20 protein-coding genes are annotated in these 22,308 nt (G+C 64.6%); 6 read left to right on the forward strand and 14 right to left on the reverse strand.

What is annotated here, in order from left to right; genetic code table 11:
• Positions 1-179: 179 nt before the first annotated feature.
• From RN01_RS21550 to RN01_RS21590, 9 genes are all read right to left on the reverse strand, one after another.
• Positions 180-1,757: a fatty acid--CoA ligase gene (locus RN01_RS21550; protein ID WP_024570948.1), complete on the reverse strand. Its 1,578-nt coding sequence runs from the start codon at positions 1,755-1,757 to the stop codon at positions 180-182.
• 75 nt (positions 1,758-1,832) lie between these two features.
• Positions 1,833-3,071 carry an acyl-CoA dehydrogenase family protein gene (locus RN01_RS21555; protein ID WP_017512020.1) on the reverse strand — a complete coding sequence of 413 codons (1,239 nt, stop codon included), beginning with the start codon at positions 3,069-3,071 and terminating at the stop codon, positions 1,833-1,835.
• A gap of 8 nt (positions 3,072-3,079) precedes the next feature.
• On the reverse strand, positions 3,080-4,204 hold the full coding sequence (locus RN01_RS21560) for an acyl-CoA dehydrogenase family protein (protein WP_017512019.1): 1,125 nt from the start codon (positions 4,202-4,204) through the stop codon (positions 3,080-3,082).
• A gap of 108 nt (positions 4,205-4,312) precedes the next feature.
• Complete coding sequence (locus RN01_RS21565) at positions 4,313-5,296, reverse strand: acyl-CoA dehydrogenase family protein (RefSeq protein ID WP_017512018.1); 984 nt, start codon at positions 5,294-5,296, stop codon at positions 4,313-4,315.
• 18 nt (positions 5,297-5,314) lie between these two features.
• Positions 5,315-6,472 (reverse strand): acyl-CoA dehydrogenase family protein, encoded by a 1,158-nt coding sequence (locus RN01_RS21570; RefSeq protein ID WP_017512017.1) that lies wholly within the window; start codon positions 6,470-6,472, stop codon positions 5,315-5,317.
• Positions 6,473-6,592: 120 nt separating this feature from the next.
• The gene (locus RN01_RS21575) at positions 6,593-7,375 is read right to left on the reverse strand and encodes an enoyl-CoA hydratase/isomerase family protein (protein ID WP_017512016.1); all 783 of its coding nucleotides are present in this window, start codon (positions 7,373-7,375) and stop codon (positions 6,593-6,595) included.
• Positions 7,376-7,393: 18 nt separating this feature from the next.
• The gene (locus RN01_RS21580; RefSeq protein WP_017512015.1) at positions 7,394-7,852 is read right to left on the reverse strand and encodes a MaoC family dehydratase; all 459 of its coding nucleotides are present in this window, start codon (positions 7,850-7,852) and stop codon (positions 7,394-7,396) included.
• A gap of 3 nt (positions 7,853-7,855) precedes the next feature.
• Positions 7,856-8,818 carry a tripartite tricarboxylate transporter substrate binding protein gene (locus tag RN01_RS21585; RefSeq protein WP_017512014.1) on the reverse strand — a complete coding sequence of 321 codons (963 nt, stop codon included), beginning with the start codon at positions 8,816-8,818 and terminating at the stop codon, positions 7,856-7,858.
• Between the two features lie 34 nt (positions 8,819-8,852).
• The gene (locus tag RN01_RS21590) at positions 8,853-10,076 is read right to left on the reverse strand and encodes a CaiB/BaiF CoA-transferase family protein (RefSeq protein WP_017512013.1); all 1,224 of its coding nucleotides are present in this window, start codon (positions 10,074-10,076) and stop codon (positions 8,853-8,855) included.
• Positions 10,077-10,309: 233 nt separating this feature from the next.
• On the opposite strand from RN01_RS21590, the gene RN01_RS21595 reads away from it, so the two are divergent.
• From RN01_RS21595 to RN01_RS21605, 3 genes are all read left to right on the forward strand, one after another.
• Positions 10,310-11,296, forward strand: a complete 987-nt coding sequence (locus tag RN01_RS21595; RefSeq protein WP_017512012.1) for a tripartite tricarboxylate transporter substrate binding protein — start codon at positions 10,310-10,312, stop codon at positions 11,294-11,296.
• A 45-nt stretch (positions 11,297-11,341) separates the two neighbouring features.
• The gene (locus RN01_RS21600) at positions 11,342-12,136 is read left to right on the forward strand and encodes a crotonase/enoyl-CoA hydratase family protein (RefSeq protein WP_017512011.1); all 795 of its coding nucleotides are present in this window, start codon (positions 11,342-11,344) and stop codon (positions 12,134-12,136) included.
• A gap of 209 nt (positions 12,137-12,345) precedes the next feature.
• The gene (locus tag RN01_RS21605; RefSeq protein ID WP_017512010.1) at positions 12,346-13,254 is read left to right on the forward strand and encodes a LysR family transcriptional regulator; all 909 of its coding nucleotides are present in this window, start codon (positions 12,346-12,348) and stop codon (positions 13,252-13,254) included.
• A 66-nt stretch (positions 13,255-13,320) separates the two neighbouring features.
• On the opposite strand, the gene RN01_RS21610 is transcribed toward RN01_RS21605, so the two are convergent.
• The 5 genes from RN01_RS21610 to RN01_RS21630 all read right to left on the reverse strand — a co-directional run bounded on the left by RN01_RS21610 (position 13,321) and on the right by RN01_RS21630 (position 18,443).
• Complete coding sequence (locus tag RN01_RS21610; RefSeq protein ID WP_024570947.1) at positions 13,321-14,466, reverse strand: acyl-CoA dehydrogenase family protein; 1,146 nt, start codon at positions 14,464-14,466, stop codon at positions 13,321-13,323.
• A gap of 55 nt (positions 14,467-14,521) precedes the next feature.
• Positions 14,522-15,511 carry a tripartite tricarboxylate transporter substrate binding protein gene (locus RN01_RS21615; protein ID WP_017514615.1) on the reverse strand — a complete coding sequence of 330 codons (990 nt, stop codon included), beginning with the start codon at positions 15,509-15,511 and terminating at the stop codon, positions 14,522-14,524.
• A gap of 173 nt (positions 15,512-15,684) precedes the next feature.
• Positions 15,685-16,449 carry a crotonase/enoyl-CoA hydratase family protein gene (locus RN01_RS21620; protein WP_008645301.1) on the reverse strand — a complete coding sequence of 255 codons (765 nt, stop codon included), beginning with the start codon at positions 16,447-16,449 and terminating at the stop codon, positions 15,685-15,687.
• 10 nt (positions 16,450-16,459) lie between these two features.
• Entirely contained in the window at positions 16,460-17,227 is a 768-nt protein-coding gene (locus RN01_RS21625; RefSeq protein WP_017514616.1) for an SDR family NAD(P)-dependent oxidoreductase, read from the reverse strand.
• A 37-nt stretch (positions 17,228-17,264) separates the two neighbouring features.
• Positions 17,265-18,443 carry a thiolase family protein gene (locus tag RN01_RS21630; protein WP_017514617.1) on the reverse strand — a complete coding sequence of 393 codons (1,179 nt, stop codon included), beginning with the start codon at positions 18,441-18,443 and terminating at the stop codon, positions 17,265-17,267.
• 211 nt (positions 18,444-18,654) lie between these two features.
• On the opposite strand from RN01_RS21630, the gene RN01_RS21635 reads away from it, so the two are divergent.
• The 3 genes from RN01_RS21635 (at position 18,655) to RN01_RS21645 (ending at position 22,184) form a co-directional block, all read left to right on the forward strand.
• A complete protein-coding gene (locus RN01_RS21635; protein ID WP_024570946.1) occupies positions 18,655-19,467 on the forward strand; it encodes an IclR family transcriptional regulator in 813 nt (270 codons plus the stop codon).
• A gap of 44 nt (positions 19,468-19,511) precedes the next feature.
• Positions 19,512-21,095, forward strand: coding sequence for an acyl-CoA synthetase (locus tag RN01_RS21640; protein ID WP_024570945.1), 1,584 nt, complete (start codon positions 19,512-19,514; stop codon positions 21,093-21,095).
• A gap of 132 nt (positions 21,096-21,227) precedes the next feature.
• On the forward strand, positions 21,228-22,184 hold the full coding sequence (locus RN01_RS21645) for a LysR substrate-binding domain-containing protein (RefSeq protein ID WP_017515460.1): 957 nt from the start codon (positions 21,228-21,230) through the stop codon (positions 22,182-22,184).
• Positions 22,185-22,308: the final 124 nt, after the last annotated feature.

A 22,308-nucleotide genomic window follows, 5' to 3' on the forward strand; every position in this document is an offset into this window, starting at 1 on the left:
TGGGGGGGGGGGGGGGGGGGGGGGGGGGGGGGGGGGGGGGGGGGGGGGGGGGGGGGGGGGGGGGGGGGGGGGCGGCACATCGGGCAGCGGTCGGGCAGATCTCGCCAGGAAGGCGATCCAGACCTCGACCGCCCGGCGTCATCTGCCGCCGGATGTGCCCTTCCCCGGCCCCGGAATGCCTAGTTCACCTGCCGGGTACGGCCCGTCCAGTACGGCTCCCGCAGCGCCCGGCGCAGCAACTTGCCGGACGGATTGCGCGGCATGGCATCGATGAAGTCAATGCTCTTGGGCACCTTGAAACCCGCGATGCGCTCACGCGCCCAGCCCAGAATGCTGTCGGCGTCAGCGGCCACACCCGGGCGCAGCACCACCATCGCCTTGACCGCCTCGCCCCACCGCTCGTCCGGCACACCGATCACGGCCACGTCGGCAACGGCCGGGTGGCCGTAGATGGCGCTCTCCACCTCGGCCGGGTAGATGTTCTCCCCGCCGCTGATGATCATGTCCTTGACCCGGTCGTGGATATAGAGGTAGCCGTCCGCGTCCATGTAGCCGGCATCGCCACTGCGCAGCCAGCCGTCGGCGTCGATGGTGCGGGCGGTCTCTTCCTCCTGCTTCCAGTACCCCGCCATGTTCTGCGGCGAGCGGATCACCACTTCGCCCACCTCGCCGGCAGCCAGCCTCTGGCCATCCGGCCCGACCACCGCCACCTCGCTACCGGGCATGGCCTTGCCGGCGGCGCGCATGCGCGGGACATCGGCGGGCGTATGGTCTTCCGGCGGCAGCGCCACGATCGTGCCCGTGGTCTCCGTCATGCCGTACTGCTGCACGAAGCCGCAGCCAAACACCGCCATGCCCTCGCGCAGCAGCGCCGCGGGAATCGGGGACGAGCCGTACAGCATGTGCTTGAGGCGTGAATAGTCCACCTGGCGCGCGCGCGGATCACGCAGCACGATCTGCATCGCGGCCGGCACCATGAACAGCTTGCTGATGCGGTCGTGCTCGATATAGTCGAGCACCTTGCCCGGATCGAATTCGCGCGCCACGACACCCTTGCAGCCGACAAGAACACCGCGCACGCCCCAGCCCGAACCGCCGATATGCGCCACCGGCATGGCCACCAGCGACACATCTTCGTCGTTCCATTGCGACCAGTCGGCGCCTTCGCGCAGCGAGGTCTCGGTACCACTGGTCAGGTTGCGATGCATCAGCATCACGCCCTTGGGACGTCCGGTAGTGCCAGACGTGTAGAGCTGCAGCACCACGTCGGCGGGCTTCGCTTCGTACGCAGGTGGCGTATCCGGGCAGGCGTCGCGCCAGTCCGTGTAGGCCGGCCAGTCTGGCTCCCCGCCCTCCATCGCCACGGCGCGGCGCACCAGTGGCAGCGCTGGCAGCAGGTTGCGAACCGATGCCGATGACTCGGGGCCGACGAAGACCAGCGTCGCGTCGCAGTGCGAGACGATGTACTGGATTTCAGGCCCTGCCAGCCGCCAGCTCACCGGTGCAATGACGGCCCCCATCTTGGCCGCGCCAAAGAACAGTTCGAAATAGTGGTCGCTGTTCTTGCCGACATAGGCGATGCGGTCGCCAGCCTTCACGCCGTCGGCCAGCAGGGCCTGCGCCACGCGATCCGTATGGCGATCGAAATCGGCAAACGTGGTCTCGCGGCCTTCGAAGGCGTACACAATGGCCCCGGCCCGCTCCCGGGCGAAGTGGCGAATGGCGCTCGGCAGCGTCGCGAGGTATTCCGTCTCCATGAGCCTTGTCTCCTTGTTCGATTTGTAGGATGGATACTGGCGACAGATGGCGTCGAGGGACGCCAAAGCGGGCGCTCAGAGCCGCAAAACCTGTCGCGCGATGATGTTGCGCTGGATCTCGCTCGAACCGCCGTAGATCGATGCCTTGCGATAGTTGAAGTAGCGCGGCGCGATCGGGGCGGCATCGTCCGGACCCAGACGCGGGTCGGCAGCGCGGCCCTGGATCTCGGCCCAGGTATCCCGCACGAATGGCAGCGCATAGGGCCCGAGCACGTCGACGGCTAGCTCGGAGATGGCCTGTGCCGTCTCGGTACCGACCAACTTGATCATGCTCGACGCCGCGCCGATCGACGTACCCGAGGCCACGCCGGAGAACAGCCGCAACTCCGCCGCCTCGGTCGCCGCCACGCGCACATACATGGCGCCCAGCCGTTGCCGGAAGACGGGATCGTCGATCAGCCGCCCGGTGCCATCCTCACCGGGCTGAGCGGCGGCCATGGCAGCCACCTTGTCCAGTTGCCGGTGCAGCATCGGCGCGAAGCTGCCGCCACGCTCGAACTCGAGCAGGTACTTGGCAATGGTCCAGCCCATGCCCTCCTCGCCAATGCGTTGGGCAGCCGGCACGCGCACATCGTCAAAGAAAACCTGATTGACCTCCTGCTGGCCTTCCATTGGGCCGTCGAGCGTAGGCAGCGCCGATACGGTGATACCCGGCGTGCGCATGTCGAGCAGCAGGAACGTAATGCCCTCCTGCGGCCTGCCCTCACGCGAGGTCCGCACCAGACAGAACATCCAGTCGGCCCACTGGGCGTGCGTCGTCCAGATCTTCGAACCGTTGAGGATGTAGTGCTCGCCATTCGCATCGACGCCGCGTGTTGCGCGCATCTGCAGCGAGGCCAGATCGGAGCCTGAGTTCGGTTCGGAGTAGCCCTGGCACCACCAGTCGTCGGACGCCAGGATGCGCGGCAGAAAGCGGGCCTGTTGCTCGGGACTGCCGTACTTCATGATGACGGGCGCCACCATCTTGAGCCCCATCGGCGACACTGCCGGGCAACCGGCGGCGGCCAGTTCGCTCTGGAAGAGGTGACGTTGCGTGGGTGTCCAGCCAGGCCCGCCATGTGCTTGCGGCCAATTCGGCGCGGCCCAGCCACGCGCGTGCAGCGCTTTTTGCCAGCGTACCTGTGCCGCCTTGTCGAGATGGCCGTTCTTCGATTGCGCCATCATGGCGCGAAGCTCGTCATCAAACGCTTCGGAGATCCAGGCGCGCACCTCGGCGCGAAACTGCAGGTCTTGCGGAGAGTCGTCGATATCCATGGCGATCCTTATGCGTTAGCCGGGTAGCGCAGGTCGACACAACGGCGCAGATGGTAGGCAACGTTGCCGAACTGCAGGCCGATGGCGGTGACACGCTTGAAGTAGTGGCCGACCGCCGTTTCCTCGGTCACGCCCATGCCGCCGTGGATCTGCACCGCGCCCTGCCCGATGCGGCGGCCTGCTTCGTCGACATGGGCCTTGGCGGTGCTGGCACCCAGCGCGCGCTCATGTGGCTCGCCAGCAAGACGCATGGCAGCCACCTGCGTGAGGGCGACGGCTTGCTCGTGCAACATGTACATGTCGGCCATGCGATGCTGCAGCGCCTGGAAGCTGCCGATGGCCTGCCCGAACTGCTGGCGCTGACGCGCGTACTCGACGGTGTCCTCCAGCATTCGCGCCGTGGCGCCGGTGGCTTCGGCACACAGCGCGACGGCGGCGGTGTCGCTCAGTTGCTCCAGCAGCGGCAATGCGCCGCCAGGCATTCCCAGCACTTGTGCGGCGCTCACCGGCACGTCGGTCAGTATCAGGTCAGCAGTACGGCCGCCGTCAAAGGTGGGGGCTTCGATCAACGTCAGGCCCGGCGCCGTGCGTTCGACCCAGAACAGCGTCGGACCGGCTTCCGTGTTCGCGCTGACAATGAAGTGCGTGGCCCAGGGCGCGCCGGTGACGAGCGCCTTGCGTCCATGCAACCGGTATCCACCGGCAGCCGCGTCCGCGCGTGTTCGCACCATCATTCCGTAGCGCGATTCCGGTTCGGCGTGCGCCCAGCCGACCACCAGCTCGCCTGCCGCGATGGCGGGCAGCGCTTCGGCGGCCAGCGTCTCATTGGCATATTGCAGTGCATCAACCGCAAGGATGGCCGTGCCAAGGTATGGCTCCAGCACAAGATGACGGCCGAACTGTTCCATCACCACGATGTGGTCGATGATGCCGCCGCCCAGCCCACCGAAGCGCTCGGGAATCCCGATGCCAAGCAGGCCAAGGTCGCGCGCGAACGCGCGCCAGCAATCGGGACGCCAGCCGGCGGACGAATGCACGGCAGCCTGGCGCGCATCGAACGTGTAGTGATCGGACAGGTAGCGCGAGAGCGTGTCGCGCAGCATGACCTGTTCCTCGCTGAAGCGGAAATCCACGTGTTGGCTCCTCGGTGGAGATGGGACACAGCCATTCTGTTCCGCGCCGGCCGTGCCGGCGACGTTCGAACGAACTATTCGCGCCAGACAATAAGTACACCCGAACGCCTAGACCTGACGTGCGAAATCGCTCACCTTCACGCCCTCGCGCCCCAGCATCGCCATGCCGACAACGCGATTCCAGTACAACTCCGACCCGTGCGCCATGCGCCATTCGTGCAGGCATCGCGTCAGCAGTTGCAAGTCATACTCCTCCGTGATGCCGATGGCGCCGTGAAGGCCATGAGCGGCCGCCGCGACAACCTGCACGGCCTCCGCGCAGCGGGCCTTCGCCACGGCGGCAGCAAGCTTCCCCGGGTGCCGCTGTCCGCCCGCGAAAGCCATTTGCGCGGCGACGGACATTGCGGCAATGTGCTCGACGATTACTGAAAGCTGATGCTGGATGACCTGGAACTTGCCGATCGACCGCCCGAACTGCGAACGGTCCTGGCAATACTGGAGGGTCAACTCTCCCGCGCGTCGAGCCGCCCCCGCCATCAGCACGGAAAGCACGGCGCCGTCCCAGGCGTCCAGTTCGTCCACCGTGACGCCCTCGACAGGCTCGGCATTTCCCCGCACCCACTTCAAATCCGCGCTGAGACTGCCGTGCACCCCGATCCAGTCCCGCTGCGCCGTGCTGCAATCCAGCAAGAGCACCGCATCGCCGCAGCCCACGAGCACATGGTCCGCGACCAGCCCACCGATCACATTGGCGATGTGCAGGCTCCCGTCAGGTTCGCGCCGGCATCTTGGCGCGATCGTGATCATGCCCGCGGGCGCCCCGCCCCCGGATTTCGAGAGAATCGCCCGTGCTGCAATGGTCTGCCCGATTGGCAGTGGTACCGCGTGCTTTCCGACCTCCAGAAGAATCGGATACAGCTCGCCCAACGCCAGCCCGGCGCCTCCAGCCTCTTCGGGCGCCAGGAGTTCGAGGAATCCCGCCTCCTCGACGGCACGCCATGCCTCCCTGACTTCAACGCCTTGTTCAATCTTCCGGAGCGCCTGCGGCACGAAACGGTCTTTCAGAATATCTGCGATGGCTTCTACGAACATTCACTGTCCTCTCTGGTATTAGCGCAGCCCGAGGCTACGGGCGATCATGCCGCGGAGAATCTCTCGCGTGCCGCCACGCAACGAGAACGTCGGGGAAATCTGGCTCAGATAGGCCACCGTGCGCAGCAGCTCGCCATCGCCGGCCGCCTCCGGGTCCGAGGCAATCGCCGCTTCCAGATAGGCCGGAATCGCCTGCTCCAGCTCGGTACCCAGATCCTTGACCAACGCCGCTTCGACCACCGGGCTCTCATGGCGTGCCAGCTTCGATGTCACGGCGATCGACATGTTGCGCAACGTCGCCACATGCGTGACGAAGCGGCCAAGCGCGGCCACCTGGTCCCGGGTCGCTTCCGTGCGGCGAAGCTGTTCGATCCAGGCATCCAGCAGGACGATGCTGGAATAGATGCGCTCCGGGCCGCTGCGCTCGAATGCCAGTTCCGCGTTCACCTGCTCCCAGCCACTGCCTTCTTCGCCAATCAGGGCATCCGGCCGCAGCGCCACATTCTCGAATACCACCTCGGCGAAGTGCGCGTCGCCCGTGAGGTCCCGGATGGGACGCACCGTCACGCCGGGCAGGGAAAGATCGATGATGAACTGGGACAACCCCTTCTGCTTGTCCTCGGGAACCCCTGAGGTACGGACCAGCGCGATCATGTACTGACAATGCTGCGCGTTGGTCGTCCAGATCTTCTGGCCATTCAGGACCCAGCCATCCGAAGCCGGCGTCGCGCGCGTCCGGACGCTCGCCAGGTCGGAGCCCGAGTTCGGCTCGCTCATGCCAATGCAGAAGAACGCCTCGCCACGACAGATCTTCGGCAGGTAAGCCGCCTTCTGCGCCTCCGTGCCGTACCTGAGGATCAGCGGCCCGCTTTGCCGATCCGCGATCCAATGCGCTGCGACGGGGGCTCCAGCGCTCAGCAACTCCTCGACCAGCACGAATCGCCGGAACGGATCCAGGCCGGCGCCGCCATACTGCGCGGGCAAGGTAATGCCTACCCATCCGCGGCCGGCAAGCTTCCGGCTGAAATCAGCGTCAAAACCCATCCACGATCGGGCCCGCTTGCTCGGTGGGGCCTTGGGTTGCATGTCCGCCAGGAAGGCCTTCACCTCGGCGCGAAACGCCTCCGCCTCCGGGGGCAACTGCGCGAGATGAAAAGTATCGAGTAGATGATTCAATGAAAACTCCTGATCTGGCACTGCCGCCAGGCGTCAGTGCAAAAAAACCGGCACGGTGCTGCCGTGTGTCCGCAACACGCCGGCAACCGGTGCCTCACATCATGTTCACGGTGGCAGTCTTCACCACTGGTACTTCGCGGGTTCCTTGTCGATGAACCGCCGGACCGCCTCCTGGTGATAGGCGCTCTCGCGACACATGGCCTGCAGCATCGCTTCCTGCGCATGGACGGTATGACGATCGGATTCGAACGCCCGGTTCATCACGGATTTCGCCGCGCCGATGGCGTCGGTCGGGGCGTGCGCGAAGCGATTCGCCAGCGCAATGGCATCGGCCACGACATCGTCCTCGGAGATCGAATGGAGCAACCCAAGCTCAAGCGCCTCATCGGCCTTCACGACGCGCGCGGAGAAGACCAGTTCCTTGGCGCGCGCGAGACCGATCCAGCGAGGCAGCAGATACAACGCCCCGACGTCGGGCACGAATCCGATGCGGGAGAACACCGAACAGAACGTGGCCCGCTTCGATGCCAGGATGAAGTCCGCGCAAAGCGCCAGCGAGAGTCCCGCGCCGAACGCCACGCCGTCCACGGCCGCGATGACCGGCTTCTCCATGTCGATCAACTCGTCGGACCAGCGATGAATCTTGCGAATGCGCTCGCGTCCCTCGAAGATGTCGCGTTCGCCGCCCTGCCCGGCCGCAATCGCCTTCACATCGCCCCCCGCGCAGAAGTGCCCGCCAGCGCCGGTCAGCACGATGGCCTTTACCGCCTTGTCATCGCGCAACGCCGGAATGACCTCGGCGAAGGCGTCCCGCATCGTCATGTCGAGCGCGTTGCGCTGCTCCGGACGATTCATCGTCACCACGGCGGTGGTTCCCACGTGCCTGACTTCCAGTACCGTCATTGCTTGTCTCCTGTGTTTTCAGTAGCGCATCTGTACCAGCCACGTCGCCGCCATGGCGGGGCGCTCGCTGTTTTCCACCTGCATTTCCACTTGCCAAAAGCATCTGATCTCGCCCGGCCGAACATCCTCGACGCGCTGCAGGACGAACACACCGCGCACCCGGGCGCCCGCGGGTACGGCACCAGTGAAACGCACCTTGTCGAACCCGTAGTTCACGGACATCTTGCGGCCCGGAAACGAGAAGCACTGGGTGAACGCCGTGGTGACCATCGACAGTGTCAGGAGTCCATGTGCAATCGTGCAGCCAAACGGCGACTCGGCCGCGGCGCGTACCGGATCGACGTGGATCCATTGACGATCGCCGGTCAGTCTTGCAAACGTATCGATCGTCTCCTGGTCCAGCACGATGTAGTCGCTCACCGCGGCCGGCGCATCGCGAAGCGCCTTGACGGCCTCGACAGAACTCAGCGCCTGCATGCGTCAGTCCGCCTTCACGTTGAGGGACTTCGCCACGGGAATCCAGCGCGCGCGCTCTTCGTTAATGAATTCCCCAAAGCTCGCGGGAGATCCCGGCATCGGCTGCGCGCCGATTGCGCGTAGCTTCTCGACCAGCTCAGGGTTGCGAAGGGCGTCGTTGATCGCCTTGTTCATCGCCGCGATTGGCGCAGCGGGCGTGCCAGCCGGCGCGACTACACCGAACCAGGCGCTTGCCTCGGTTCCCGAGTAGCCCAGTTCGTGCATGGTGGGCACGTCCGGCAACAGTGGGAAGCGGTTCGTATCGAGAATGGCCAGCGCGTGAATCCGGTTTGCCCTGGCCTGCTGCATGGAGGACGGCAATGCGTCGTAGATCAGGTCGATGTTCCCACCGATCAGGCTGACGATGGCGGGCGCGCTACCCGCAAACGGCACATGGGTGACCTTCACGCCGAGCTTGCTTGATGCGTTCTCGCCGGCAAGGTGCGTGATGTTGCCGCTCGACGCCGAGCCCATGGTCAGCTTCCCCGGCTGACTCTTTCCCAGTGCCACCAGATCCTTGACTGACTTCACCGGCAACTCCGCCCGCACCGAGAGCATCAGCGGCGTCTTGCCCAGCCCCGCCACCGGCACGAAATCACGCGCCGGGTCATAGGGCAATTTTTCGTAGATCGCGCTGTTGATGACCAGGGGCGCATTCGAGCCGACCAGGAGCGTCTTGCCGTCGGGGGCGGATCTGGCCACGGTCTCCGCGGCGATGATGCCCGCTGCCCCTGGCTTGTTGTCGATGACGATCGTCGTCTTCAGGAACTTCGACGCATCGCTGGTCACCAGCCGGGTGATCTGATCCGCTGCGCCGCCCGGCGGATATGGCACCACCAAGCGGATGGGCTGATCCGCTGCGGACGCGGCATTTGACACGGCGAACACGGCAACAGCCAGGAAAAGCATCTTTGCGGAATGCAGCATCTTGTCTCCTTGAGTTTTGTTTTGGGTACAACGATCAGATCACGCCCTGCTCCCTCAAGGCGTCGATGGTCTCGGCTGAAAAGGCAAGCATGTCCTGCAGAACCCTGTCGGTGTGTTCACCCAGGGTTGGCGCGGAGCGTTGGTAGCGAATCGGCGTATCGGAGAAGCGAATCGGATTCGCAAGCGATGGGGCTTTCGAACCGCTGTTGTGTTCCAGAACGAGCTGCATGTCCCGATGCCTGACCTGCGGGTCTTCGAACACCTGCTTCATGTTGTAGATCGGGCCGCAAGGCACGTTCGCCGCTTCCATCAGCGTCACCCATTCCGTCATGGTTCTGGCCAGCATCGCCTCGGCAATCTGGGGAATCAGCGTCTCCCGATTTCGGTTGCGCTGTGCCGCAGTGGTAAATCGGGCATCTTCCGCCAGATCGGGACGTCCAATGACGCCGCAGAACGCCGCGTACTGGGTGTCGTTGCCGACCGCCACGATGACGTCGCCCTCTTTGCAGCGGAATACCTGGTACGGCACCATGTTCGAGTGCGCATTGCCCATCCGCTGGGGGACCTTGCCGGACAGAAAGTAGTTGATGGCCTGGTACGAATTGATGGTGACCACGCAATCTAGCAAGGAGATATCGATGTATTGGCCCTCTCCGCTGACGTTCCGGTGCTCAAGCGCGGCAAGGATGGCCGATGTGGCGTACATGCCGGTGAGCAGATCTGTGATGGCGATGCCGGATTTCACCGGGCCGGCGCCGGGCTCGCCATCCGGCATCCCGGTGATGCTCATCAGACCGCCCATACCCTGGAAAACGAAGTCGTAGCCCGGCAATGCCGCATAGGGCCCAGTCTGACCGAATCCCGTGATCGAGCAGTACACCAGACGCGGGTTGAGCTTGCGCAGGTCTTCGTAGGACAGGCCATAGCGAGCCAGCGTGCCCACCTTGTAGTTCTCGACCACAACATCGCATTCGCGGGCCAGCGCCCGGACGATGTCCTGGCCCTTCGGCGATGCGAGATCGATCGTGATCGATTTCTTGCCACGGTTTGCGCTGAGGAAGTACGACGAATCATCGGTCTCGTTGCCTTGCGGGTCCTTCAGGAACGGCGGCCCCCAGCCGCGCGTGTCGTCCCCGGCACCAGGCCGTTCCACCTTGATGACTTCGGCTCCCATGTCCGCCAGATTCTGGGTAGCCCAGGGTCCGGCCAGCACACGGGACAGGTCCAGCACCTTGATGTGGCCAAGCGCCTTGCTCATATCGTTGTCTCCTGCTTTCGAGTTGTAGCGATGAGCGTAGCCACGTGCCAACGCCGCGTCCAATAGCGATTCGCGAGACTTCGATAATCTGCGTTTATCACTGCCCGGCAGTACTCCGATATATTTTGGATATCGGAAATCGTCGTTTCTATATTGGACAGCGCCATAGCGCTGCGCATAGTCTCTGCTGACGCTTCGCGTACTAGACGAAGCCGGATAACACGGAGACAGGAATGAACCTCACATCAGCCACGCGCCGGTGGGCCATGCTGTGCGCGCTCGTGGTGACGATTGGCGGCGCACTGACGCCGATGGACGCCAGAAGCGAATACCCGGACAAGCCCATCAAGCTGGTAGTGTCCTTTCCGCCAGGGAGCGGCACGGACTCCAACGCCCGATATCTCGCTCGCAAGATGGAGGAACGGCTGGGAAAGCCGGTCGTCGTCGAGAACCGCCCGGGTGGCAACAGCTTCATCGCCGCGCAAACGGTGACTCGCGCCGAACCCGACGGATACACGCTGCTGCTGGCCAGCAACTCGCCGGTGGCGACCAATGTCGCGATGTTCCGCAAGCTCCCCTATGACCCCGTCAGCGAACTCGCACCCATTGCCCGTCTGGGAGTGGGCGCCATGGCGCTAGTCGTGAGCGCGACTTCCCGCTACCAAACCGTCGATGCGCTGCTAAGCGCGGCACGCGAACACCCCGGCACCCTCAACTATGGCGCGGGCAGCGCCTCGTACCAGATCGCGACCGAGCTCTTTCTGGCAATGGGTCACATCAAGGCCAACCATGTGCCATACAAGGGCGCGGCGCCTGCGCTGACCGATCTGGCTGCAGGACAGGTGGATTTCGTGTTTGCCGACTATGGCGCGGTACTTCCGCTCCTGAACGGCGGCAAGCTCCGGCTGCTCGCGGTCACCAGCGACAAGCGGCTCAGCAGCCAGCCCAACACGCCCACGCTTCAGGAAAGCGGATTCCCCGGCTACTTCATGGTGAACTGGACCGCCGCGTTCGCACCGGCGAACACGCCAAAGCCGGTCATCGCCAAGCTGGAAAAGCTGATGGTGGACATCTACCAGACACCTGAAACCAGCGAATTCCTGTCGCGCACCAGTTGGGACGTCTTTGTCGGCGACGCGAAAGCGCTGAGGACCTTCCAGCTCGCGGAGATCAAGAAGTGGTCGGACGCCGCCGAGCGCGCAGGCGTGCCGAAACAGTAGACGCAACGATAGTCGAAACGATCCATCCAATCCCGGAGACCTACCATGTCGAACTTCCTGTCCTACGAACAAGACGGGCACGTCGTCACGTTGACGATGTCGGAACCCGAACGCCGGAACCCACTGACGGGCAATACGGCCGTGCCCGAATTCCTGGCCGCGATCGAGCGTATCGAGTCCGATACGTCGGTCCGCGCCGTGATCATCACCGGAAGCGGTACCGCATTCTCGTCGGGCGGCAACATCCACGAAATGAAGCGGCAGGCATCCGGGACTGCCTCGGCGATGGACGTCAGACGGGACTATCGCCATGGCATTCAGCGGCTGCCGCTTGCGCTGTTCAATCTGGAGGTCCCGGTCATCGCCGCCGTCAACGGTCCGGCACTGGGGGCAGGTCTCGATCTCACTTGCATGTGCGACATCCGCATCGCGTCGCGGGCCGCCCAGTTTGCGGAGAGCTTCGTGAAGCTGGGCATCATTCCCGGCGATGGCGGCGCCTGGCTGTTGCCGCGGATCATCGGGATGTCGCGCGCGGCGGAGCTTACGTTCACGGGCAAGGCCATCGACGCGCAAACGGCGCTCGAATGGAATCTCGTTTCGCAGGTAGTCGAACCTGAGGCTCTGCTGCCCACGGCCCGGGAGATCGCGGCCGCCATCGCGGCAAACCCGCCGCACGCGGTCCGATTGGCCAAGCGCCTGTTGCGCGAAGGCATGCACACGTCGCTGGGCACGCTGCTGGAACTCTCGGCCGTCTATCAAGCGGTCTCGCATCAGGCCGGCGATCACAAGGAAGCCGTGGAAGCGTTCCTCGACAAGCGCAAACCCGTATTCAAGGGATGAAGGGGTGACGACAGGCCGTTTTTCGTTCCGCCGTGGCGGCGGGAAACGGCTCGCCTGACCGCGATGGCGCCGCAGCGGGAATGCCCCGCGACATGCGTATGTGTCCGTATTGCGACGCACAGCATGTTTCAATAAGCTCCAAGTCTCAAGCGCCCTCCGGAGCCACGACACGACATTGAAATGCGGCGCTCTGTCACCCTTCCAGGAATATGGATCTACGTCGCATCAGGCACTTTGTCGTACTTGCCGAGACCCTGAATTTCCGGCGCGCCGCCGAGCGGCTGCATATTGCCCAGCCGGCCCTGACCGTCTCCATACAGAAACTCGAAGCAGAGCTGGACACGACCTTGTTCCTGCGCGATGCCAGGGGCGTGGCGCTGACCGCCAGCGGCCGGGTCGCGTTGCTGGAGGCAAAGCGCATCCTGTTCCACGCTGGCCAGTTCAGCGAGCGGGTACACGCAGCCGCCAGCGGTCTGGGTGGCACATTGCGCGTGGGATTCGTCGGCTCCACAACGTATCAGGTACTCCCGCGACTCGTCTCGCGCTTCCGCGAGGAATATCCGGGCATCGAACTCGTACTGAAGGAAGCAACGTCGACCAGCATTCTTCGGAGCCTGGAAGAGGAAGCCCTGGATGTCGGCCTCATCAGGACGCCATTGATGTCCAGGGGCACTGCCACGCTGATTTCCCTGCAGGAAGACCGGTTCGTTGCCGCGCTGCCACGGCGCAATCCGCTGGCGGCAAAGCAACCGCTTACGCTCGCCGACCTTGCGCAAGAGCGGTTCGTCATGTACGCCCAGACCGAAGCATCGGGCCTGCACGCCGCTGCGATGGCGGCATGTCAGACCGCCGGCTTCCTTCCCCGGATCACGCAGGAAGCCACGCAGATCCAGACGGTATTGGCACTGGTGGAAAGCGGCCTTGGCGTCGCGTTGGTCCCGTCGATCATGCGTCGATTCGGCAGTGACAAGCTGGTCTATTCGACACTGGCCAACTATCCCAACACGACAAGCATCGGCATCGCCCTGGCCTTTTCCCCGCACGCCGATGGTCCGGCCATCAGGCATTTCCGCGAAGTGGCGATTGCGGAGTTCGCCGGCGACGCGCCGGCCGCGTAGGCTTCGGCCCGGATCGAAAAAAGGTCCTGACCGAAACCGTAGCGACGACGCCTCGTCGGCACCATCTCAGAGTTCGCGCGCGATCAACTCCTTCATGATCTCGTTCGAGCCGCCGTAGATCTTGCTGACCCGCGCATTCACGTACATCCGCGCAATCGGGTACTCCATCATGTAGCCATAGCCGCCGTGCAACTGCAGGCATTCGTCGATGATCTCGCACGAACGCTGCGTGCACCACCACTTGGCCATCGCCGCCGTGCCAGGGTCCAGCTCCCCACGCAGGATCTTCTCCATGCAATCGTTGACGAAGCTGCGCGCGATGGTCGCGTTGGTCTTGCACTCCGCCAGCCGGAATCGGGTGTTCTGCAACTCGATCAGTGATTCGCCGAAGACCTTGCGATTGCGCACGTACTCGATCGTCAGGCCCAGCGCGCGCTCCATCGATGCCAATGCGCCCAGCGCGATGATCATGCGCTCCTGCGGCAACTGCTGCATAAGCTGGTAGAAGCCCTTGCCCTCTTCAGTGCCGAGCAGGTTCGCGCAAGGCACGCGCATGTCGTCGAAGAACAACTCGGCGGTGTCCTGGCCCTTCTGCCCCATCTTTTCCAGGATGCGACCGCGGCGGAATCCCTGCTGGCCATCGGTCTCGACCGCGACGATCGACACACCACGCGCGCCCGCCTCCGGATCGGTCTTGCAGATCACCAGAATCAGGTTGGCGTGGTAGCCGTTCGTGATGAAGGTCTTCGAACCATTGATGACGTAGCTGTCGCCGTCCTTCAGCGCGCGCGTCTTGACGCTCTTGAGGTCCGAACCCGCACCGGGTTCCGACATGGCGATGGCGGCAACCAGCTCGCCGGTCGCCATCTTCGGCAGCCACTTGCGTTTCTGTTCCTCGGTGCCGTAGCGCAGGATGTAGTGGGCAACGATGCCGCTGTGCACGTTGGTGCCGAGGCTGCTCACGCCGGCCCGCGCCTGTTCCATCGTGATGATGGCCTCATGGGCGAACGTTCCGCCGCCGCCACCGTACTCTTCGGGAATGCTCGCGCAGAGCATCCCCATCTCGCCTGCCTTGTACCAGACTTCACGGTCGATGTACTGCTGCTTCCACCAACGATCCTCGTTGGGTGCAAGCTCGCGCTCGACGAACTTGCGAATGCCATCCTGGAAGATCTCCAGGTCGCCGCTGATCCAGGGCAAAGGGTTGGTCATGGTGCGATGTCTCCTGCTTTGATTGTGTTGGATGCGTTGGACGATGACAGCGTCATCAGTCGAGTGTCAGGTTGGCGAGGCGGATGGTCTCTCCCCAGCGCCTCTGATCCTTGCTGACCAGATCGGCGAATTTCGGCTGCGGCTCTCCGCCGGGCATACCGCCCATTTCGCGAAAGCGCCGCACGACTTCAGGATCCTCCATGACTTTCGCCAGGCTCGCCTGCATCTTCGCGACGACTTCCGGGGGCGTCTTTGCCGCGCCGAAGAACCCCAACCAGCCTTGCACGACGAAATCCTTCACCCCGGCCTCGGCCATGGTCGGCACGTCTGGCATGCTGGCCTGACGTTCATCGCTCGTTACCGCCAGCGCGCGCAGCTTGCCGCTTCGAATCTGCGGCAGCGACTGGGTCAGGTTGTCGAACATGAAAGTGGTCTCGCCGGCGAGCACTGACGTGGTGGCGGGCGTCGACCCCTTGTAGGGCACATGGATGGCGTTGGTGCCCGTACGCTGCGTGAACATCAGCGACGTCAGATGCGTGGTCTGCCCGATGCCGGCCGACGCATACGAGAGCTTGCCCGGCTCCTTCCTCAGCAGCGCCAAGAGGTCCGCCACGCTCTTCACCGGCGACTGGGCATTGACGACCAGCACGTTCGGGAACGAGATCATGTCCGTGACCGGCACGAAATCCTGCGGCTTGTAGCTCAGCTTCTTGTAAGCCGTGTAGTTGATCGCGTGCGAGCCGGTATTGCCGACGAGCCAGGTGTATCCATCGGCTGGCGCATGCAGGAAAGCCTGCGTGCCGATGATCCCGCCCGAGCCGGCGCGATTGTCGACCACGACGGGTTGGCCCAGCAGGGCCGAGAGCTTCTGCGCGACGATGCGGGCCGGAATATCGGTCGTGCCACCCGGCGCGCCGGGAACGATGATCGTGATGGATCGCGTTGGCCATGCCTGCGCGTTCGCCGGTTTCGCGGCGACCATGCCGATCGCGCCAAGCGCGAGGCTGGCGCCAAACGCCAGCGAACTGAAGGTCCTGCGTTGCATTTGTCGTCTCCTGATTGGTTGTGTCGGCTCAACCATTTTTTTCTTGTCACCGCCCGCGCATTCACACGGGGGGGCGCATGTCTTTTTTGCTGCGACGGGTCTGTTATCGCGGATGTTGCCACCGCGAAAGGCCACCCCTGATCAGGCTCGGGGCGGCCAATCCAGACAGGGTGTTACTTGCCGGTCCATACCGGCTTGCGCTTCTCCGCAAATGCCGCCGCGCCTTCGCGCGCGTCGGCCGAGGTGAAAACCGACTCGATCAGCGGCCGTTGACGCTCGAACATTTCTTCGCGGGTCCAGTCGCCCGATTGCACCACCACCTGCTTGCTCGCGGCGATGGCCAGCGGCCCGTTGGCGCCGACCGCAGCGGCCAGCTGCAGCGCAGCATCCAGCGCGCCGCCTGCTTCGGTCAAGCGATTGACGAGACCCAGTTCGTAGGCACGCGTGGCCGGCAGCATGTCGCCGGTCAGGCTGTACTCCATGGCGACGTGGTACGGCACGCGGCGCGGCAAGCGCATCAGGCCGCCGGCGGCTGCAGCCAGGCCACGCTTGACTTCTGGCAGGCCGAACTTCGCTTCGCGCGAGGCCACGACCAGATCGCAGGCGAGCACGAGTTCGAAGCCACCTGCCAGCGCGTAGCCCTCGACCGCGGCGATCAACACCTTGCGCGGCGGGCGCTCGGTCACACCACCGAAGCCACGCCCCGGAATGCTGGGCCGCTTGCCGGCGAGGAACCCCTTCAGGTCCATGCCAGAACAGAAGGTGTTGCCGGCACCGGTCAGCACGGCGATGCTCAGGTCGTCGCGCGCATCGAGTTCGTCCAGCGCTGCGGCAATGGCGGTGGCCGTTTCGAAGTCCATCGCATTGCGCGCTTCGGGGCGGTTGATGGTCAGCACCATCACGTTGCCGCGGATCTCCTTGACTAGCGTATCGGTCATGATCGACTCCTTAGCGCGGGGCCATGCGGATGGCGCCATCCAGACGGATGGTCTCGCCATTGAGCATCGGATTCTCGATGATGTGCAGCGCGGTGGACGCGTACTCGTCCGGCGCGCCCAGGCGGGCCGGGTGCGGCACCATCGCGCCCAGCGAGGCCTTCACGTTATCGGGCAGACGGGCCAGCAGCGGCGTGTCGAACAGGCCCGGGGCGATCGTGCAGACGCGGATCATGCGCTGTGCCAGATCGCGTGCCGCCACGATGGTCATGCCGACGATGCCCGCCTTGGCCGATGCGTACGGAATCTGGCCGATCTGGCCTTCGTAGGCCGCCACCGACGCGGTCAGCACGCATGCGCCGCGCTCGCCGTCGATGGGCTCGTTGGTCGCCATGCGTGCCGCGCCCAGACGCAGCACGTTGAAGGTGCCAATCAGGTTGATCCGCACCACGCGCTCATAGGCTTCGAGCGAACCGGGCGAACCGTCCTTTTCCACCACACGTACCGCGCCACCGAGCCCCGCGCAATGCACGAGCGCGCGCAGCGGCCCCATCGCGACTGCGGCGTCGAACACGCGCGTCATCTGGTCGGTATCGGTGACGTCGGCCTGGACGAACGTGGCATTGGGACCCAGTGCATCCAGCGCGGCGGCGGCGCGTTCTTCCGAGATATCGGCAATCACCACCTTGACGCCCTTCTCCACAAGGCGTTTGGCGCTGGCAAGGCCGAGGCCGGAGGCACCGCCGGTCACGACGGCGGACATGGTCTGGTTGAGTTTCATGCTTGTTTTTCCTGTTCGTATGGGATTGCGGCGGGCGTCAGACGCGCTCGATGATCGTGGCGTTTGCCATGCCACCCGCTTCGCACATCGACTGCAGGCCGAAGCGCTCGCCGCTGTCTTCCAGCGCATGGAGCATGGTGGTCATCAGACGCACGCCAGATGCGCCAAGCGGGTGGCCCAGCGCGATCGCGCCGCCGCGCGGGTTCAGCCGCGCGCCATCGGCCTTCATCGTCTTCTGCCAGGCCAACGGCACACTGGCGAATGCCTCGTTGATTTCGTAGTGGGCGATCTGCTCGAGCGTCATGTCAGTCTTCGCCAGCACGCGCTGGGTGGCGGGGATCGGCGCGGTCAGCATCTCCAGCGGATTGGCGCCGATCACGTCGAAGCCGACAAAACGCGCGCGCGGCTTGAGGCCGAGCTTCGTGGCCATGCGCTCGCTGACGATCAGGATTGCCGCCGCGCCATCACTGATCTGCGAGGCGTTGCCGGCGGTAACGTTCCAGCCGATCTGCGGAAAACGGGCACTCAGTTCGTCGTTGCGGAATGGCGACTCCAGCGTCGCCAGGCGCTCCACGGTGGTGTTGGCGCGGATCGTCTCGTCCTGCTCCACCAGACCATTCACGGTCTGGATGCCGACGATCTCGCGCTTGAATCCGCCGGCTGCCTGGGTGGCGGCGGCACGCTGGTGCGAGCGCGCCGAGTAGCTGTCCATGTCGTGACGCGAAAGCTCCCACTTGGCCGCGACCAGCTCGGCCGACACGCCCTGCCCGACCAGCCCCGGCGCGTAGCGTTCTTCGAACGACGGACCATACGGGTTCTGGCCGATACGCGCCGCGCCCATCGGCACCCGGCTCATGGACTCGATGCCGCAGGCAATCACGATGTCGTACGCGCCGGCCATGATGCCCTGCGCGGCAAAGTGAACGGCCTGCTGGCTCGAACCGCACTTGCGGTCGATGGTGGTGGCCGGCACGTGCTCCGGAAAGCCCGCTGCCAGCCAGGCCACGCGCCCAACCCCTGCGGACTGTTCGCCGGCCTGCGTCACGCAACCGGTAATGACATCGTCGACCAGACCCGGGTCAAGGTCATTGCGCTGCACGAGTTGCGACAGCAACTGGGCCAGCAGTTCGGTGGCGTGTAGTTCGGTAAAGGCGGAGCCGGGCTTGGAACGGCCCAGCGGCGAACGGATTGCGTCGATGATGAAGGCTTGCTGCATGTGTCTCCCCCTGATCCTGGTAGTAGGAAAAATGAGATGGGTGGCTCAAAATATCGGTTGGCGTGACATATCTTCAATCAAACTTAGCCAAAAAGTCCAGCAAATCGCCTCGAAATTTCTCTTGACCGACTCTTTTTTTGAATTGCAGAATAGAATTTATGAGACACAAGTTCCGAAAAACAGCGCCATCGATGGAACGGGAGCATCTGAAGTGACATCACTGCCACCTACCGCACCCGTCACGGCGGGCGAGAGCGAAGGCGAACAGGAAGGTCGCCTGGTGAGCGCGCTCGCACGCGGCATCGGCATCCTTGGCTGCTTTTCGACCACCGTCCAGGAACTGTCCGGCAAGGAACTGATGGAGCTGACGGGCCTGCCCAAGCCCACGCTGTTCCGCCTGCTCGACACGCTGTGCGAACTCGGCCTGCTGCGCTATTCCGAGCGGCTATCGAAATACGTGCCCGGACTCGGCCTGCTGAACCTGGCCGCGCCGGCGCTGGCCCGGATGACGATCCGCCAGTTGGCCCGCCCGCTGATGCAGGAACTGGCAGATCACATCGAAGGACAAGTCCAGCTGCTCGCGGGGATTGGCACCAATCTGAGCTACGTCGAAGTGGCGCAGGGTGCGGGTTCGCAGTTGTTCCGCTCTGAAATCGGGATGCGCGTCTCGCTGTCGCGCACGGCATCCGGCCGGGCGTACCTGTTGATGCTGTCCGAGTCCGAACGAAAGGCGTGGCTCGACGGCTTCGCGCGGCGTGACCCATCGCGCAAGGAATGGCTCGACGAGCGCCTTGCCACGGCACAGCGTGATCTGAGCGAGCATGGCTTCTCGCGCAGCTACGGCGACCTGCACCGCGAAATCGAAACCATCGCCGTGCCGATGCAGAAACGCCGCGATGGTGAAGCCTGGGTGCTCGCCGCCGCCGTGCCGATCTACAGCGAACAGTGCAGACGGCTGAAGGAAGACCTCGGCCCGCGCCTGCTGACGCTCTTGCGCAATGTGGAGGCATCGCTGGGCGCATAGCGTGGCAACAAGAACACAAAACCAACAGGAGGAGACGACCTGTTATGACAACGCTGCACGACTGGGCAACCGTGGCGCCGCAGAAGCCGGCATTGATCCAGGCTGAATCGGGCCACGTCATCACATATGGCGAGCTGGACGCGCGCGCGATTCGCGCCGCGCAATGGCTGGTGTCGCGTGGACTGGAAGCCGGCGACTGCATCGCCGTGCTGGTGGAGAATCACCCGGGTCTGATCGAGATTGCATCCGCGGCGCGGCGCGTCGGGCTGTACTACACCGCAGTCAACACGCACCTGAGCCCGGCGGAAGCGGCCTACGTGCTGAAGGATTGCGGGGCGAAACTGCTGATCGCGTCGCCCGCCATGTTGCCGCTGGTCGAAGCAGTACGCGCGGCCGATGCCCACGCGCTCGATCTGCCTGTCTTTGTGCTGGCTGGCGCTTCAAACCTGCCGCCAGGCTTTGAAGCATACGAAGCGGCGATCTCCGCGTTCGCCCCCGACGCCACCCTGCCCGCGCGCCCGGTCGGCCGCGACATGCTCTATTCGTCTGGCACCACCGGCCACCCCAAGGGCATCCGCCGGCCGCTCACGCCGTACGAAGACCGCGACAAACCCGAGCTTGAAATCATCGCCTGGCGCCGTGCATTCGGTTTCGACGAGAACACGGTCTACCTGTCCACCGCGCCGTTCTATCACGCCGCGCCGCTGCGCTACATCATGCGCACGCTTGACGTCGGCGGTACATGCGTCGCCATGGCGAAATACGACGCCGAGGGCGCACTGGCCGCAGTCGAGCGCTACCGCGTCACACATAGCCAGTGGGTGCCGACGATGTTCGTGCGCCTGCTGGGCCTGCCCGACGAGACACGCCGCCGTTATGACCTCTCGTCGATGAAGGTCGCCATCCACGCCGCCGCGCCATGTCCGGTCCATGTCAAGCAGGCCATGCTCGACTGGTGGGGCGACATCCTTTACGAGTACTACGCCGGCTCCGAAGGTGCCGGCACGACCTCTATCGGGCCACTGGAATGGCGCAAGTATCCGGGCTCGGTCGGACGCGCGTCGGCTGGAGTCATCCACATCGTGGATGAGGCGGGCAACGAGCTGCCGCCCAACGAAGTCGGCATGATCTACTTCTCGGGCGTGGCGACGTTCTCGTACCACAACGCCCCGGAGAAGACGCGATCCGCGTACAACGACAAGGGCTGGGCCACCTATGGAGACCTCGGCTACGTCAACGAGGAAGGGTATCTGTTCCTGAGCGACCGGCGCGCGGACCTGATCCTGTCGGGCGGCGTGAACGTCTATCCGCAGGAAATCGAAAGCGTGCTGATGCAGCACCCGTCGGTGGCGGACGTCGCCGTGATCGGCGTGCCCGATCCGGAGTTGGGCGAGGTACCGAAGGCCGTGATCGAACTGCGTGACGGCAAGGCCGCCACGCCGGATCTGGCGCAGGACATCGTCGACTACTGCCAGGGCAGGCTCGGTCGCCTGAAGCTGCCGCGCACGGTGGTCTTCGACGAACGCCTGCCACGCACCCCCACCGGCAAGCTGTTGCGACGGGAACTGAAGGACCGCCATCGCGAGCAACCGCACTCCGGGCATGCCGTGCGGACCGGCCGCGCCTGACCGTACCGACTCGGGGCGGCCCGGCCGCCTGATGGTTGGCGGGTTGGGGGTGGTGGGAGCCCCCGCACATGGAAATGCGGCTATGCTGGCGGCAAAACGTCATCAAGAACGCCAGCCACTGGGGACAATTTCATGCGCCTGAGCCAACTTCAGGACTTCATTGCCGTGGCCGAGACCGGCAGCATTCGGGCCGGCGCCAAGGCCCGCGATGTCTCGGGTCCGGCCATCACCAAGAGCATTCGCCTGCTTGAGGAAGAATTGCATGTGCCGTTGCTGACACGCACCACGCGCGGCGTGGTGCTGTCGCGCTATGGCGAGGCATTTCTGCGGCGCGCGCAACTCATTGCCAGCGAGGCGCGCAAGGCCACCGACGAGATGTCGCAGATGCTGGGCACGCGCAATGGCGTGGTCCGTATCGGCGCCACGGGCGGCCCGGCGCACCTGCTGCTGCCGGCCGTGCTCAAGCGCTTTCGCTCGCAACACCCGGACGTCCAGGTCTGCATCGACAGCGGCGTCTATCCCGCCCACCTTTCCGATCTGCGCGCCGGTGTCATGGACATGGCAGTCAGCCCGATTCCGGACGAGGGCATCGAGCGCGAGTTTGTCTCCGAGCCGCTGTACGACAATGACTCGGTGGTGGTGGCGCACAAGGACCATCCGCTGCGCAACGCCCGCAGGCTGCGCGATCTGGTGGGGTCGGAGTGGGTGCTGACGGGCCAGCGGATGCACGGCCCAGGCGCTGCGATTCTGGACGCGTTCCGCGCACTCGATCTGCCGTTGCCGCGCGTGGCCGTGCGTTGCGACACCATCGGCATGATCCAGACACTGCTTGAAGACCGGTCGCTGCTCTGCCTGCTACCGCGCCAGCTGGTACCCGGCCAACTGGCGAGCGCCAATCTGGTGGCGCTGCCCATCGAGGATCCGTTGCCCAGCCATGCGGTATGCCTGATCTACCGGGCCGATTCTCCGATGACGCCCGTGGCGGAGCAGTTCGCCACGCTATTGCGGCGAGAAGTGCACTATCTCGGCAAGCAGCCGGACAGCCCACTCCGCAGACAGGTACCCCGCGCCACGGAAATGGCCGGCTAGCGTACCGCGGACGAGCCGGGAACTTACTTTCAGTTGCGGGTGCTAACCAGCGGTTCACACCCGACCTCCCCCGAAAGGCCGCCAGGCCGCGCCAGTACTGCGCTCGCCGGCTCCAGCGGTGGTC

The sequence above is a fragment of the Cupriavidus sp. SHE genome, from assembly GCF_000812445.1.
Classification (GTDB): domain Bacteria; phylum Pseudomonadota; class Gammaproteobacteria; order Burkholderiales; family Burkholderiaceae; genus Cupriavidus; species Cupriavidus metallidurans.